General features: G+C 44.8%; 13 protein-coding genes and 1 pseudogene. 5 read left to right on the top strand and 9 right to left on the bottom strand.

What is annotated here, in order from left to right:
* Nucleotides 1-181: 181 nt before the first annotated feature.
* A pseudogene (gene hrpA / locus NK638_RS05045) lies at nt 182-4,307 on the bottom strand (ATP-dependent RNA helicase HrpA).
* A 330-nt stretch (nt 4,308-4,637) separates the two neighbouring features.
* Nucleotides 4,638-6,059: an SLC13 family permease gene (locus tag NK638_RS05040; protein ID WP_274632167.1), complete on the bottom strand. Its 1,422-nt coding sequence runs from the start codon at nt 6,057-6,059 to the stop codon at nt 4,638-4,640.
* A gap of 408 nt (nt 6,060-6,467) precedes the next feature.
* Between NK638_RS05040 and NK638_RS05035 the strand changes: the two genes are divergently transcribed.
* The gene (locus NK638_RS05035) at nt 6,468-6,632 is read left to right on the top strand and encodes a hypothetical protein (RefSeq protein WP_178377924.1); all 165 of its coding nucleotides are present in this window, start codon (nt 6,468-6,470) and stop codon (nt 6,630-6,632) included.
* Between the two features lie 178 nt (nt 6,633-6,810).
* Here the strand turns inward: NK638_RS05035 and NK638_RS12505 are convergent, their stop codons facing one another.
* From NK638_RS12505 to NK638_RS05025, 3 genes are all read right to left on the bottom strand, one after another.
* A complete protein-coding gene (locus NK638_RS12505; RefSeq protein WP_446739808.1) occupies nt 6,811-7,260 on the bottom strand; it encodes a YoaK family protein in 450 nt (149 codons plus the stop codon).
* A complete protein-coding gene (locus NK638_RS12500; RefSeq protein WP_446739807.1) occupies nt 7,257-7,565 on the bottom strand; it encodes a DUF1275 family protein in 309 nt (102 codons plus the stop codon). The genes NK638_RS12505 and NK638_RS12500 overlap by 4 nt, the downstream gene beginning before the upstream one ends.
* Before the next feature lie 101 nt (nt 7,566-7,666).
* Nucleotides 7,667-8,473, bottom strand: coding sequence for an enoyl-ACP reductase FabI (locus tag NK638_RS05025; protein WP_075100887.1), 807 nt, complete (start codon nt 8,471-8,473; stop codon nt 7,667-7,669).
* Nucleotides 8,474-8,812: 339 nt separating this feature from the next.
* On the opposite strand from NK638_RS05025, the gene folE reads away from it, so the two are divergent.
* Nucleotides 8,813-9,409, top strand: a complete 597-nt coding sequence (gene folE / locus NK638_RS05020) for a GTP cyclohydrolase I FolE (RefSeq protein ID WP_172953095.1) — start codon at nt 8,813-8,815, stop codon at nt 9,407-9,409.
* Between the two features lie 170 nt (nt 9,410-9,579).
* Here folE and NK638_RS05015 read toward each other — a convergent pair whose 3' ends face one another.
* Nucleotides 9,580-10,890, bottom strand: coding sequence for an iron-containing alcohol dehydrogenase (locus NK638_RS05015; protein WP_274632166.1), 1,311 nt, complete (start codon nt 10,888-10,890; stop codon nt 9,580-9,582).
* A 213-nt stretch (nt 10,891-11,103) separates the two neighbouring features.
* Entirely contained in the window at nt 11,104-11,271 is a 168-nt protein-coding gene (locus tag NK638_RS05010; protein WP_274632165.1) for a hypothetical protein, read from the bottom strand.
* A gap of 978 nt (nt 11,272-12,249) precedes the next feature.
* On the opposite strand from NK638_RS05010, the gene NK638_RS05005 reads away from it, so the two are divergent.
* Nucleotides 12,250-12,915 carry a DUF6708 domain-containing protein gene (locus tag NK638_RS05005; protein WP_274632164.1) on the top strand — a complete coding sequence of 222 codons (666 nt, stop codon included), beginning with the start codon at nt 12,250-12,252 and terminating at the stop codon, nt 12,913-12,915.
* A gap of 21 nt (nt 12,916-12,936) precedes the next feature.
* Nucleotides 12,937-13,998: a hypothetical protein gene (locus tag NK638_RS05000; protein ID WP_274632163.1), complete on the top strand. Its 1,062-nt coding sequence runs from the start codon at nt 12,937-12,939 to the stop codon at nt 13,996-13,998.
* Between the two features lie 142 nt (nt 13,999-14,140).
* Here NK638_RS05000 and NK638_RS04995 read toward each other — a convergent pair whose 3' ends face one another.
* Both NK638_RS04995 and NK638_RS12495 read right to left on the bottom strand, forming a co-directional pair.
* The gene (locus NK638_RS04995; protein WP_274632162.1) at nt 14,141-14,887 is read right to left on the bottom strand and encodes a hypothetical protein; all 747 of its coding nucleotides are present in this window, start codon (nt 14,885-14,887) and stop codon (nt 14,141-14,143) included.
* Between the two features lie 64 nt (nt 14,888-14,951).
* Nucleotides 14,952-15,080, bottom strand: coding sequence for a hypothetical protein (locus NK638_RS12495; RefSeq protein WP_416376104.1), 129 nt, complete (start codon nt 15,078-15,080; stop codon nt 14,952-14,954).
* A gap of 85 nt (nt 15,081-15,165) precedes the next feature.
* Between NK638_RS12495 and NK638_RS04990 the strand changes: the two genes are divergently transcribed.
* Complete coding sequence (locus NK638_RS04990; RefSeq protein WP_274632161.1) at nt 15,166-15,441, top strand: IS630 transposase-related protein; 276 nt, start codon at nt 15,166-15,168, stop codon at nt 15,439-15,441.
* Nucleotides 15,442-15,465 lie beyond the last annotated feature (24 nt).

The following is a 15,465-nucleotide window of genomic DNA, read 5'->3' as shown; positions in this document are numbered from 1 at the left end:
ATTTAGCCATTTTTAGCCCATTTAGTTGAGCCCCTAAGTGAGTTCACAATATATCTACCTCCAAAGGTCCTAGACTAAGTAATTTGGCGAATAAAATACATTCATAGTTTTAGTATAAAGTAGCCGCTCGCATAGGGTGCCCCTCACGCACCCTACTCACTATCCTTTATTTAACAGTTTATTAACCCACCTTATCCCACATTTTACTCAAACGCTTAGGTGACACCGCCATACGAGTTTTCATCGGTTGGGCAAACAGTTGAATGCGATACTCCTCAACCATCCAGCGATATTCACTGATGGCCGCATCGCTGGCACGGTTTGCCAGTCGCTCCATGTGCACATCTAGCGCATAAACACCGTCGAGATCAGCCTCGAGGTTGTGCTCCAGACGTTCGATACGAATCTCTAGCGCCTCAAGATAGCGCGGATACTGCTGCCACTGACTATAATCCATCCGATAAACAAAATCAGACAAATGCAAGTCCTCAAGCTGGTCTTCGATATCATCGATAGACTCGCCAAATATCTCCCGATCCAGCATGAGTAAGCTCTGACGAATACGTTGCCAGCGCGTATAGACGTTTTTGAGGGTTTTGATGACACTCTGCCCCGTCAATAAAAAATTGCTAACCACAGCCTCTAGCGTCTTTGCATACTCCTCCGTGGTAAAGGGTAGCTCTTCGCTCAGTTCAACTGCCACATCATCGGCGCTCTCAGGCAAATCCTCACTATGATCAAATAAGACGTAATGCTCTTCAAGCGTGGCATCAAGTGTCGCATCAATCACAATGGTCTTGAGCGCTTCCATATCACCCAGCGGGGCAAAGGCCAATTTAAATATCTTATCGATTTGACTGGTCAGCTGCTTTCTTTTGGCACCCAGCTTGCCTTTGATCAAAGTCAAGACCCCGATACGATGCGCCTGCAGTGCGGCATTGACATCGGTGTATTGATGAATCGATACCGCCTCACCCGCCTCATCTGCGACCAAGGCAGCAAATTGCTTCATCACTACGCCTGCGCTATGATGGTTTTTACTAAAGGCAAAATGCTCAGGGAAGTCCGTGTGTGCACCTTGCTGCTCATTGACCGCTTGACGGGTCTCTTGAGCATGACGAATCTGTAGCGTTTGTAGGTCGCGTCCTTTTTCAATGATGCGGTTTTTGTCATCGACCACACAGATTTGTGGCTGCAAATAACGATCAATGCTGGCCGGATTAAAGCTCGCTTCGCTCACCGACATAATGCCGCGGCGGTGTAGCGCTTGACACAGCTGCTTGAGCAGCCCCTGTCCGCTCTCGGGCTGTAGCTCATCAAAGAGACTGTCTGCCGTGTCAGGAATCGGTACGATCTGCCGGCGGATGTCTTTTGGTAGTGACTTTAGTAGTTGTAACACCAGCTCATAGCGCCAACCGGGCACGCCCCACAGCAGCTCAATAGCATCAAGCTGCGGCAATGCGACAAGCGGCACGCGAATGGTCACGCCATCGTCATCGCTTGATGGATCAAAGACATAACGTAGCGGCAGCTTTAAATCACCCAGCTTCCACACTTCTGGGAAGTCGCCTGTGGTCGGCGCTTAGCACGTCATCATCGGTAAAAAACAGATATTTACTATCATTTTTTTCTACCTCAGCGCGCCAGTCCTCAAAGGCTTTGCGACTAGCGACATGCTCAGGGATTTTTTTGTCATAAAACTGATACAGCGCCTCTTCATCGACGAGTAAATCGCGGCGACGCAATTTATCTTCGATACGCTCAACATGGGCGATTTTGTCCATATTGTGCTGCAAAAACGGCGCTTGCCGACCCAAATTACCCGTTACTAAACCGTCACGGATAAATATCTCCCGCGACTCTGCCAAATTGACCTGCTCATAGTTGGTCAGCTGCTTACTAACAATAATCAGCCCAAACAAACTAATCTGCGCGTAAGCTTTAACGCGGCCTGTCTTTTTGGACCAATGCGGCTCAAAATAATGGTACTTCAGTAAGTTGTCCGCCGCGGAGATGATCCACTCAGGTTCAATCTTGGCAACAGTACGCATAAACACTTGCGAGGTCTCAACCATCTCAAAGGCCATGACCCAAGGCGGTACTTGTTTAAACACAGTACTGGCTGGGAATATTTTGGCTTTTTGCTGGCGTGCTGCTAAGTACTCACCGCGATTTTCTGTCTTATGCGCGATGGTCGAGAGCAGCCCCGTCAATAGTGCGCGATGCAGATTGGCATATTTGACCGCTTTGACTTCCTCATCTTCCACACTGGTAGGGTCACTACTACCCGCCCCTTTTTTACCGCCTTTATCATCTGCAAGATTAAGATCCGTGACCATCTGCAGCAACTGCCGATGAGTCTGACTCCATTCACGCACGCGCGGGAAGCTCAGATAATGTTTTTTGGCAAACTGTTTGCGCTGATTACCAGATAATTTATTGCCGTCTTCGCCTTTTTCAAACAGCGCTTTCCATAGACTTAAATAAAACAAAAAGTCAGAGTCATCTTGACGAAACTCAGCATGCTTTTGATCCGCTTGCTGGCGTTTATTGGCGGGGCGCTCGCGCGGATCTTGTACGGCAAGCGCGGCGACAACAATGAGCATCTCACGGATACAATCAAAGTCGCTACCTGCCACCAGCATACGCGCCAGCCTTGGATCGATAGGCATACGCGCCATCTTTTGCCCGATACGGGTCAGACGCAGATGATCCAAAGTTTGTTTGCGTTTGGGTAGGTTAGCTTTGTCGTTTTTGGCAGTAATCGCGCCAAGCTCGTCAAGCAATTTATGCCCATCAGTCACCAAACGGCTATCGGGCGGCTCGATAAATTCAAAATTCTCGACGCTACCTAAACGCAGGTTCGCCATCTGCAAAATAACGGATGCAAGATTGGTTCGCAGTATCTCAGGCTCGGTAAACTCTGGACGACCGCTAAAGTCCTCTTCACTATACAGACGAATACAAACGCCCGGCGCGACACGGCCACAGCGGCCTTTACGCTGATTGGCAGCCGCTTGTGAGATCGCTTCAATCGGCAAACGCTGTACGCGCGAGCGATAAGAGTAGCGTGATATGCGCGCAAAGCCCAAGTCAATCACGTAGCGAATGCCGGGTACGGTCAGTGCAGTCTCAGCGACGTTGGTAGCAATCACAATACGCCTACCGCGACCTGACGGCTGAAAGATACGCTGCTGCTCTTCATAAGTCTGCCGTGCAAACAGTGGCAACACTTCGGTGTGCTTGGGTCCATGACGAACCAGCACATCTTGCAGCTCACGAATCTCTGCTTCTGTCGCCGCAAATATCAAGATATCTGCTTGGTCGGCATGACCTTTATTTTGCGCATCGCTAAAGCACTCTTCGACAGCAGCAACTACCGCACGCGGTAGATTTTCTTCGAAATCATCGTAGCTGTCGTCATCTGAGCTACCCACTGGCTCATCGGTCAGCGGGCGATAACGTACCTCAACAGGGTAACTGCGGCCTTCGACATTAAAAATCGGCGCAGGGACATTACGCTTGAGCTTACTATCATAACGGCTGAAGTATTCACTAAAACGCTTGGTATCGAGGGTGGCTGAGGTAATAATGACTTTTAAATCAGGGCGTTTGGGTAGCAGTTTTTTTAGATAACCCATAATAAAGTCAATGTTTAGACTACGCTCATGCGCCTCATCGATGATGATAGTATCGTATTTACTCAAAAACCGATCATGACCGAGTTCGGCCAATAAGATACCATCGGTCATCAGCTTCACGACCGATTGCGCTGACCCCTGTTCGTTAAAGCGAATCTTAAAGCTAACGGTATGACCAAGCTGCTCGCCAAGCTCCTCGGCGATACGGTTGGCCACACTACGTGCTGCGAGCCTACGCGGTTGGGTATGCCCTATTTGCCCCGTGATGCCGCGCCCTGCCAGCATCGCAAGCTTCGGCAATTGCGTGGTTTTACCAGACCCTGTCTCACCTGCGACGATGATGACTTGGTTGTCAATGATGGCTTGCACGATGTCATCAGCGCGCTGACTGACAGGCAAATCTAGGTTTAAGGTGGCTGGCAAATTGTCTGGGATACTATCGATACGCGCTTGCACCGCTTGCTGTGAGCGGGTTTTTATTTTTTCGTATTGCGCCCGTTTTTTGCTCAGGATGTCTGCCGCTTTAGGCGAGTCATTTTTGTGAGCGTTGCTATTGGCTGCTTTGTTTTTAGTCACAGCGGCTCGTGCCAGCTCGCGCTCTAAACGCCCAAGGTAGTAGCTGTCTTTGGCAAGGACGGGTAGATCAGAAGTATCGACTTGACTCATCGTACCGGTAGCGGCCTGCGCTGCTGTACTTTTGACATCTAATTGAGAGGGGGTGTTTGTTTGTGGTTTAGTTTGTTGCGATTTTTCAGTTTGATTCGGCATATTTGCTTAGGCTATTTATTATTTAAAAGTGCTTAGATTATGAGGGTTATGCAGGTACGATTCAAGCGGCTTGTCGTACTTGCCTAGCCTTCAGAATAACTTACTCAATCTGCCGCTTGCCGATTATTGATACTATGTTGAGGTGAAAAACAAAAACCCGATGTCCAATAGTCATGGAAACATCGGGTTTTGTCTGTACTGGTATGTCTTAGTCGGACATATTTGAGGCTATATCAAGAAAAAATACGCCCACAATCCAACAACGACGGTGGCAATGATGTTGAGTATTACCCCTGTGCGGACCATCTCAGATTGTTTGATCAACCCAGTACCAAAGACAATGGCGTTTGGCGGTGTCGCAACAGGTAGCATAAAAGCACAAGATGCGCCAATACCGATGACCAGCACCAGCACCTCATGCGGCAGACCCATTTGCTCAGCAATTGCTGCAAATACTGGCACCAGCAGCGCAGCTGACGCGGTGTTTGAGGCAAACTCAGTCAAAAAGATAATAAAGGCTGACACCGCAATCATCACCAAGATCAGCGGCGCAGAAGACAGCGCACTTGCCACCGTCTCACCCAGCACCAATGATGCGCCCGATACTTTTAAGATCGTCGATAGCGCAATACCGCCACCAAACAGCATAAGCACACCCCAATCGGTATTGTCCGAGACTTGCTTCCATGATACCAGACCCAGACTGACCACCGCGGCGGCCGCTGACAAAGCAATGACAGCATCGGTATCAGTGATATCGAGCGCTGCACCAATTTTTTTAGAAAATATCCAGCTAAAGGCAGTGATAATAAAAACGATAATCGTCACAACTCGCGGCTTGTTCCACGCGATTGGCGCTTCATCGAGTACAGTGATTGTGCGGTTGAGGTTGGGTTTTAAAAACACATACATCGCCCCCAAGAGCAGCGGCAACAACACTACCATCATGGGTACACCAAACTTCATCCAATCTACAAAGGCGATGTTGAGCGCTTTTGCCGCAATAGCATTAGGCGGCGAGCCCACGATAGTACCCAAGCCCCCAAGGCTGGCTGAGTATGCGATACCCAGCAGCACAAAAACAAAAGTGCCGCGGTCTTTTTCGCGATCCACTTGCGTGAGAATACCCAGCGCCAGTGGCAGCATCATCGCCGCTGTAGCAGTATTAGATATCCACATCGACAAAAACGCGGTCACGGCAAATATTAAAAACACCGCCGTACTCAGCTTACCACCTGACATTGATAAGATCTTTAGGGCGATTTTTTTGTCTAGCTGTTGTACATGTAAGGCGGCCGCCAGTGCAAAACCACCAAAAAACAAATAAATAGTCGGGCTGGCAAAGCTTTGTAGGCCAATCTTGGCATCAAACTCAGGTATGCCAACCAGCGCCCCGACCACGACGACCAGCAGGGCGGTGATAGTCACGTGTACCGCCTCTGTCAACCACAGCACACCGATAAAAAACAGCACCGCAAGGCCTTTATTGGCATTGATTTCAAAGGGTAAAACGTTATAGATAATCATAGCGATAATGGCGGCGATGGCTACTACTATCAGCCCTTTACCCGTCCCCTTCGGAAAGGTATCGGTAAATAAATACTCATTGCCATCATCAGGAAGATGGCTGTCTAGTTTTTGCTTTGACATAAAATGTCCTTATTGATCCAAAGACAGTGTAAAAAAGACCCTAAAGATAAACCAAAGAGAGAGTATGAATTGTGATAACTGGCGGGTTATCAGCAAAAAACAGGCTGTCATCATAGCAGAGATATCGTAAAAAATGCGCCTGACAAAGCACTTGATTGACCTGTATCAATACTCGTTTATAAGAATGCTTTAAACTCAATTACTTATCTAAGCAACATTTTTCGTCATCGATGGCGCTGCTAGCAAATACCGTTTTGCCAAGTAGAAAGGATCATGCGCTTTAGTTATGAGTCTTCAGTTACACATCGTCACTAAACACGCATACACACTATATGTACAACACCACCATGCTCTTTCATACTAGGCCATGTCCTCAATCAAATTGACAATAACTATTAGGAGCATTTCATGACAGACGACAATAAAACAAACTCGACCACAAAAATGGCTCGTAAAGATATCAATCAAGATGGCCTTGACAAAAAAGACCAGCAGCGTACCGACGACTCTGCTCTAGACATGATGCAAGGCATGCATGAGCACGAAGATCATAACGAAGAAAGCGATAAGTAATTCGCTGGTTTTTCAAATATGTTTCTAGTTTCAATATAAGCGCATTGCCATTGACAATGCGCTATTTATGTATTGTTTGCTATAAGCGCTCATTAGAATGATGAGCGCTTTCTTTTATGAGCACGTGTCCTAGACTTTTTTTTAAGATACGCTCTTTTTTAGTTTATCTTTATTTTAATTATCTTTTCTCCGGCAAGCGGTCTGAGACATAGTTATAAATAAACGCCGCGCTAAGTACGATGCTAATGGGTACAAACAGCGCATCATAACCGACCTTTGCAAATAAAAACGCCCCAAGCGCACTACCACCACAAAAGCAGTACCAGATAATCGCTTGAAACCCTAAGGTAGGCTTGCTAATGGCACGACCTGCCAGCCAGTTTCCGATGGCCGCACCCATATCTGAGGTAAGACCTGTCAAATGAGTCGTGCGAATGACTGCCCCACTATAAGTCGCTACCATGGCATTTTGTAAACCGCAGGCCATCGCTGCCGCCAGCTGCCCTAAGTAGTCATGCTGCTGATATAGCCAATAACTGAGCAGCAGTAGTGCCGCCTCGATATATAATGCGCGGCCATAACGTCGCCCAAGCTTTAGGGACGTCTGCCCGATCACATAACCGCTCAATATCGCACCTGCCAAAAACGACAGTAGCAGCACGTCTGCCCGATCACATAACCGCTCAATATCGCACCTGCCAAAAACGACAGTAGCAGCGCCCCGATATACAAGATACTACGAGCATCCATGTAAGCGACTGCAGCGGCAAACAGACTCACATTACCCGTGACGTGCGAAACAGAAAGACGCGCAAAGCCCATCAGCGCCGCTGTATTTACGCAGCCGGCACTAAACGCTAAAATCGCGCCGCCCCATAATATCCACTTTGGTAGTTTGGTGATCATATCTGTCGTTTCATGGTCTAGGGCCAAAAAGCCTTCATTATAACCAAAAAAGACAGCCCATAGGCTGCCTTCTGTCTTTGCTAAATAATATCACTGAATATGTCAGATCACGCACTTATCTTGAGCGGCTACTTTGACTCATCAGCCATCATTAGCTGCTCGCTGATGGCCACGGTATTGAACCCAGCATCCACAAACATAATTTCACCGGTGATACCTGAAGCCCATGGTGATAGCAAGAACAACGCTGCGTTACCGACCTCTGTTTGGGTGATATTGCGTTGTAGCGGCGCTATCTTTTCGCTGATATCGAGCATTTTTCTAAAAGATTTGATACCACTGGCGGCCAGCGTACGGATAGGCCCTGCTGATATAGCGTTGACACGGATGCCTTCACCGCCCATCGATGTCGCTAGATAACGCACACTGGCCTCCAAGCTTGCCTTGGCCATCCCCATAACATTATAGTTTGGCAATACTGAGATACTACCTTCATAAGTCAGTGTCAGCATCGAGCCATGACGCATGGCCAGTAGCGACCGCGCCTCTTTGGCCAATGCTACAAAACTGTAGCTTGAGATATCGTGCGCGATTTGACTGCCCTCACGAGTGGTAGCGCTAACAAAATCGCCATCGAGCTGATCCATTGGCGCAAAGCCAATAGCATGTACGACGCCATCGATACCATCGCCCCAATGTGCGGTGATTTGCTCAAAGCAAGCGGCGATAGAGTCATCTGAGGCGACATCACACTCTAACACCAAGTCTGCCTCAAATGCTTCGGCTGCCATATCTACCCGTTTTTTGATTTTCTCATTTGGATAAGTCAAAATCAATGAAGCGCCTTCACGGTGCAACGCTTCTGCGATCGCCCATGCGATAGAGAGTTTACTTGCGATGCCAGTTACGACAAATCGTTGTCCTTGCAGTAGCATAATATTTCCTTTTGAATCGTTCGAGAGTATAAATGCTCATTATAAGTATGATAAAAAGATGACTCATTATACACGAATTGATTTAAGTAAACAGTCGTAAACTGTACTTACTGATACAGATGCTGGTATCCTCTATGTTATGGTGATGCCTGATGTCGATAAAACGCGCAACTCTGGCCACAGCAGTATGAAGTTAAGCCTTTTTCAAGTATAATCACAGCCCTTCCCAGCTTGCACAATTTTTATAAAAATCCCTTACAACCCTTGCTCATAATCGAGTATTTGTAACTGAGGATTTAGCGTTAAGCTACACCCACATTTTGGATGGCTGCCAAACTTATGAGTAATACCCCCATCATCACTCCAGATTATAAAGAAAATATCGACTCTTATCGTCAATTGATTGACTCAACTGGCGAAGACTTAAATCGCCCAGGCTTACTAGACACGCCTGCGCGAGCAGCAAAGGCGTTTTCTTATTTGACGCAAGGCTATCATCAAAGCTTAGAAGAAGTCGTCAATGACGCGGTATTTCCATCGACCAATCGCGAGCTTGTATTGGTGCAAAACATCGAGTTTTACTCGCTGTGTGAGCATCATATGCTACCGTTTCATGGCGTGGCGCATATCGGTTATTTACCAAATGGTCATGTATTGGGTCTGTCAAAGTTTGCGCGCATCGTCGATATGTTTGCTCGCCGCTTGCAAATCCAAGAAAACCTAAGCGAGCAAGTCGCCCAAACCATCATGGATGTGACAGGGTGTCGCGGGGTAGCTGTGGTAATGGATGCCTCGCATATGTGTATGATGATGCGCGGCGTCAACAAACAGCAGTCAACCACCCGTAGTACCGCCATGCTGGGTGAGTATCTTCACGACAATCAAGCACGTAATGAGTTTTTGGACGCGGTGCCCAAGCGTCGGCCGGCGTTTTAATGTCGCAAGCAATCAAGCCTAACACCTAAACCCAGATAAACGCCCAAACAAAACCCAAAAAGGATACTGCGCTCAGTATCCTTTTTTGTCACTTTTCGTCAGCCTTAGACGCTCGGCTGCATCTGAGCGCTCCAGTCGCCGTGCCAGCCTGTGCTTTAAACAAGAGCGCCCTAAGCGACCGCATTCGCCGTCTTGGCAGCAGCACTATGCTGTTCACTGGCGTATTTGATCCTTGTTAAGATGTCTTTGATTTCGGCAGGTGACAGATAAGTTGGGACCGCATAAGTATCACTGACTTCTTTTGCCGCCGCTTTTGCGATGTCATCAAAATCACTGCTTTGCATGCCTCTTACCGCTGGGTCGATGTGTAAGCTAGCAATCAAGTCGCGCACTTGCGCGATTAGATGATCGGCGATCTCAGCATCACTATTACCAGCGTTGCCTTGCCTGATCATTCCTGTCTGCTTGGCCAGCTTGGCCAGTCTTTTTTTGCTTGCTTGACGATTGACGTCTAGCACATAAGGCAAGACGATGGCATTGGCACGACCATGAGGAATACCATAATACGCCCCTAGCTGGTGCGCGATGGCATGGACATAGCCAAGACCCGCTTTGTTAAAGGCGATGCCACCATAATGTGCAGCTATCCCCATCTCTTTACGTGCTTCTAAATTACCACCATCTTGATACGCCAGTGGCAGATACTGCATGACAGATTTTACCGCAGACGCGGCATAATAGTCGGTCTCAACACTGGCGTTGACACTCATCCATGCCTCCAAGGCATGAGTCAAAACGTCAATACCAGTATCCGCAGTGATATGCTTAGGCATCCCTTTCATAATCACAGGATCGATAGCGGCTGCTAGGGGTACCATTCTGGGGTCAATCGACAGCGCTTTTTGGTGAGTTTTGTCATCAGACACCACCGCGCCTAGGGTCGCCTCTGAACCAGTACCAGCAGTGGTAGGAATACAATAAAGCGGTACAGAGGGCTTTTTAGCTTTTAAAAGTCCGATTAATTGCTCAGGCTGGCATTTATTGCCTTGGGCCATGGCGATCATTTTGGCCGCATCGATGACCGAACCGCCGCCGATGGCAATGATCGAATCGCACTTGGCGGCGACAGATTGGCGCAATCCTTCTTTGACCACAGCAAACGTTGGGTCTGGCGTGATACCATCATAGATATGGTAGCGGATATTTTTCTCATCCAGATAGTCGGTGACTTTGGCAGGGATGCCCAGCTTATTAAGCACAGCATCTGTGACGATAAAGACATGAGCGTTGCATTCATTTATCAACATATCGCACAGCTCCTCGCATGAGGTCTCACCGACAAACAACATCGGTCTTCTAATCGGCACAACATAAGAAAATGCTTTTAGCACTTTGGCGCGAGTCTTGGCGACCGCCAGATAGCCTGCATGCTGTAAACCATTGGTATTGATCAATTGAGAGAGACGGTTTGGGTGTTTCATGGGTACAAAAATCCTTTTTTATGATGTCTTTAAACCATGCCAGATACCCTATCACTGCTGTATCAAGCAAACGACTGTTTAAATTTATTGTACCACTGCCGTTTTTGTGATGTCGCATTTACTGTGAACTGCCTTGTTCTACTTTTCACGTTATTCTGCTTTTTACGTTGTCATATTGTCACACTATCACGGCCAAAACTGTCGCAAACGCGCTTAGCCGCTATCCTTAGCCAGCCAGTGCTCGTTGTCTCGTCCAAAAAACCAAATCATCACTATAGGTGCCAAAATAATTAGCCAAATACCATAAATAATCGGCAAACCTAGCGCTACAGCAGTATAGCTTAGCCCAATGACCACAAAGGCCATTAGTATCGCCATCATATTACGACTCGACTTACGGCAAATCAGCGCCCGCAGTATTTCCCATCAAAAGCGAGAAAATCCATTGGTCTCTTTTCAAAGAGTGGTGCTGGGTGGACATAATACCTACAGTAACATGGAGTATCCAAAGACTTCATTTACCCCTGATGTCTCTTTGCTAGCGATTACCCCGGTTTTATGGCTGCGCTATTTAGGAAGGTTACTCTCTATCAATACCAGCATCACGCCGCGCTTTAGTGTGAGGCTATAGAGGCAGAGTGTCAAATTGATCCCAATGACCCTCACGATTTGAATATATATCCACCTGAGGGTAACATCCAAGATAAATTATCACTGCGCTACAAGCTTGTTTTTGCTACTGTTTTATTTGTATCTACTATTGTCATGCTGATCTTTTCAGCATTTTATATTGATGCGCTAGGCAAAGTTAAAGGTGGTAACTATCCCAGTCTGCTTGATGGACTACTCAGTATGCTGTATTTTGGTATGTTATAAAGTGATATAGAGCGGAAAAATAAGATAGTGTTGTTTAATTACAGGATGTATAATGCTGTTATTTTTCGACTTTTGTTATTTAAAATAATGATTTACAATCCTCCTAATAATACTCACTCCATAGAAAAGCTACTAAGCCGACCTTGGGAAGGAAGCATACCTGCGTATCGAGAAAAAATATCTAGTATAGAGAAGCTAAGCCGTGATGTGCATGAGGTAAACCCAGATTACCTACTGTTTCACCCCATTATTAACTCATATCAATTGGTTGGTTTTTTAATGACCTATTGCTTTAGTTGGTTGTTTGGGCAGTCATTGTTTTTGATGGTAGCTATGGTTATGTCAGTTATTAATGATGGATCTATATTTTATTATTTCTTAGCTTTTTTTATTGCTATTTTAAACTTTTTAACATTTGGACTGCTACCGTATATAGCATATAGACAGTTTAGAAATAAAAAATCCTACTATAATAAAATTGTATTGTTAAAGCAGACCCAGCAAGTTGCCTATTATGAGCATAATCGTAAGCAAGCGCCTGTTTTTCATTTAATTAATTATAAAGATATTGTCGCCTCAGTCAGACGTAACAACGGCGTCGTATATGAAGCCCTAAACTTGCATGTGATTGATCCGAAAACCAACCAAACCATTCAAAGTATTAATCTCGAAGACATGCAACTTAGCCCTTACGACCAATGGACGTTTATCCGTACCTATATGGAGCGTCCCGCAGACGAGCTACCGCTTGATCCACGATATGCCCACGCGTGTCCAACAGACATCAGCACATCGCTACTGGCTTGTGCCGATATTGCTCAAGAGAAAAAAGACAAGGGTCTGACTGGACTACAACATGAAGTGACTTTTATGGGTTGGTTGCGTGCTTGTACCGTCAGTTACTTAGACTTGGCCGAAGGCAATATCTATCAATCGAGTGCCAATCCTGCCTTACATCCTGAAGTGCAAAGACGGCTCATGTGGGACGGTGAGCACAATCCGTATAACATCCTACCTGTCACAGAAGAGCGCAAGGCCGCCTTTAACAATCAAAACCGAAAAATGAAAATAAAATGGTACTCAGGCATTGCAATTAATGTCATATGGTTTGTGGGGTCGATATTGTATGTGATGCTGGTGATTGCCTAGATGAAAACTGGAATGTGTTAAATGCAACTACGCAACGACTTTGCCACTCATATTAGTGAGCTTAACAATCCTATTGACCGTCCCTATACCACCAGTATAGATAAAAGCTTATTAGAGAGTACTGAAGATATTGAACATCTTAATAAAGAAATTCACGACGTCAATCCTGATTACTTAACATTCCTACCTGCGTACTTTTGGGTGTTTTATTTTGCGATTGGTTGGGTTTACTTTTCTTCTTTCATATTTTTTATTAGTTCTATTGATGAAATACTTCGCTTAGAAACTTCTAATGTCCCTCTACTAGTGTTAGATATTTTTATATTATTATTAATGTTTATAGTATTCTGTGCACCATTAGTATTACTTCTCTATCAATTTATTAGAAAGCATCCCATTCGCACCCAATATTACTTCTTAAAAAAAGAGCAAAAAATAGCCTACTACTATCGCCCACTATGGAAATTTAGACAGCCCTACGAGCTAAAGATAGTGGACTACAAAGACGTTATTCCAGACCTGCATCAAGATCCATACAATCGAGCGTATACACCGCTTAACTTGTATGTCGCTGATCCTGAGACCGGAGACGTCACCCATCATCTAAAGCTAGAAGATTATAGAGTCAACCCACGCGTACAATGGGCATTTATCCGCACTTATATGGAAAGCCCAGCGAATGATCTGCCAATAGACTCTCAGTTCTGCGAAGCTTATCCAGTTGACACAAGCAAATCACTATTTGCCTGTGCTGATATTATCTATCGCAAAAGCGGCATACTACCTAGCAATCATTCAGGCGGCGATCAGATCATGGTCTTTATAATAGGCTCAATAATAGCCTTAGGTAATCTATTTCAGGCCAATCATTATCAATGTACCAAGCGAGCTATATTACATCCCGACGTACAAAAGCTTTTAACTTGGGACGGTCAAGATAATCCATATCCGATACAGCCTATAACTGATGAAGCCAAACTAGCCTTTGAAGGTAGAAATTGGGAGGTCAATGTCAGATGGGTATGTATCATACTCATCAACGTTGGCTTGTTTGTATGGGCAGTGGTGGCTTATAATAGCTAGCATATATAGTCGATACACTCTAAAAATGTCATAGCGCTACTGGGATGAATTTTGCGCAGCCTCTGGGAACGCAGCAAGCAAGTAAAATTTATACCAGTAGCGCGTTTAAATCCATAACAGTTTTACATTCAGCTAACTATAGTCAATTCTTTGGGCGTTGAATTGGAATATTTTTTTCTTCGAGATCTTTAAGACGCAACCAACCTGTCTTTGAACCCTTTAGATAAGAAGTCTCTACCCAATCATCTTTAGTAGATATCACCTCAATCTCATCACCTGCTATAAAATATGATGAAGTCTTAGAATTAATATTAGGCTGCTTATATATAAAAGCTTTTTCTACATTTATAATATATTCTATAGCATGTAATTCTGAATCTGTATTTATTTTGGATATTTGTTGATTTTTATTTTTAAGTAATATTGCATGTTTACGAGCAGAAACACCTAAGTCAGCAGGAAACTCTTTAAGCATCCAAATTACTTTTTTTTCTTCTAAAGTTAAAATTGCTTTGCCTTGTATATTATCAAATGAACTATCAAATGTTATTAAATATTGATTATCACCTATAGCAAAACCTTGAAAATCGTTAAGACAGTCAATTTTCTTACCATACCTACTAATATAGCAATATTTACCTTCAATATTGGATATAGATAAGTCATCTATATCTACAGATAAAGACGAGATAGGTTCCTGATTAGAGTCATAAGTATCGACGCTCCATTTACCGAGATACTGTGAATAGTTGCGACTGTCTGACTGACTAGAGATAGAATTAGAGGTAGATAAGGTATTACCTTGTTGATGATCAACCGTTTCTGAACTACAACTGGATTGGAACAACATTAAAATTGATAATAAAATCAGTTTTTTGAAAACAGTCATAGTTGATTCCTTATACTCTTTGTCACAAATTAATCTAATTGTGTAAAATACTGTGGACTAAGTTTCAAATATTAGCATTCAAATAACTTTCAACTCTATTGAGCCAACCTTTAATATATTTACTATTTTTAGGTCTCTGTCTTACAAGCATATGGTAATATAGTAACCTGACCACAAAAATGTTATAAAACAAATCAACTAAACGATTACCACTATAAACAACTAAGACTTACTCCCTAGATTACCGCAAACAAGTTTTAAAAAGCTTAGATGAGGGCATGACCTTTGCCGAAGCTGCTGTTTTCTATGATATCAGTCCAACGACCATACAGAAGTGGAAAAAGCGTCTTCATAGTAAAACCACCCGATATATTAAGCCCTACAAAATAGAGGATGAAGCCCTAGCTCAAGATGTCAAAGACCACCCTGACGATTATCACTATGAGCGAGCACAGCGTTTTAATTGTAGCCCAACAGGCATCAGCAAAGCCTTAAAGCGTATTGGTGTTAGCAAAAAAAAAAGACACTTGAGCATCCCAAAGCTTGTCCACTAAAGAGGGCTCACTACCTACAAAAAC

Source organism: Psychrobacter sp. A3 (assembly GCF_028823565.1).
Taxonomy (GTDB): domain Bacteria; phylum Pseudomonadota; class Gammaproteobacteria; order Pseudomonadales; family Moraxellaceae; genus Psychrobacter; species Psychrobacter celer.
This window is presented reverse-complemented; position numbering and strand designations above follow the sequence as displayed.

Excerpts from the sequence above, each read along its gene's own strand:
- NK638_RS04990 (WP_274632161.1), top strand. The coding sequence starts at position 15,166 with ATGACCTTTGCCGAAGCTGCTGTTTTCTATGATATCAGTCCAACGACC.
- NK638_RS05025 (WP_075100887.1), bottom strand. The coding sequence starts at position 8,473 with ATGCTACTGCAAGGACAACGATTTGTCGTAACTGGCATCGCAAGTAAA.
- NK638_RS05010 (WP_274632165.1), bottom strand. The coding sequence starts at position 11,271 with ATGATGGCGATACTAATGGCCTTTGTGGTCATTGGGCTAAGCTATACT.
- NK638_RS05040 (WP_274632167.1), bottom strand. The coding sequence starts at position 6,059 with ATGTCAAAGCAAAAACTAGACAGCCATCTTCCTGATGATGGCAATGAG.
- folE (WP_172953095.1), top strand. The coding sequence starts at position 8,813 with ATGAGTAATACCCCCATCATCACTCCAGATTATAAAGAAAATATCGAC.
- NK638_RS05000 (WP_274632163.1), top strand. The coding sequence starts at position 12,937 with ATGCAACTACGCAACGACTTTGCCACTCATATTAGTGAGCTTAACAAT.
- NK638_RS05015 (WP_274632166.1), bottom strand. The coding sequence starts at position 10,890 with ATGAAACACCCAAACCGTCTCTCTCAATTGATCAATACCAATGGTTTA.
- NK638_RS05035 (WP_178377924.1), top strand. The coding sequence starts at position 6,468 with ATGACAGACGACAATAAAACAAACTCGACCACAAAAATGGCTCGTAAA.
- NK638_RS04995 (WP_274632162.1), bottom strand. The coding sequence starts at position 14,887 with ATGACTGTTTTCAAAAAACTGATTTTATTATCAATTTTAATGTTGTTC.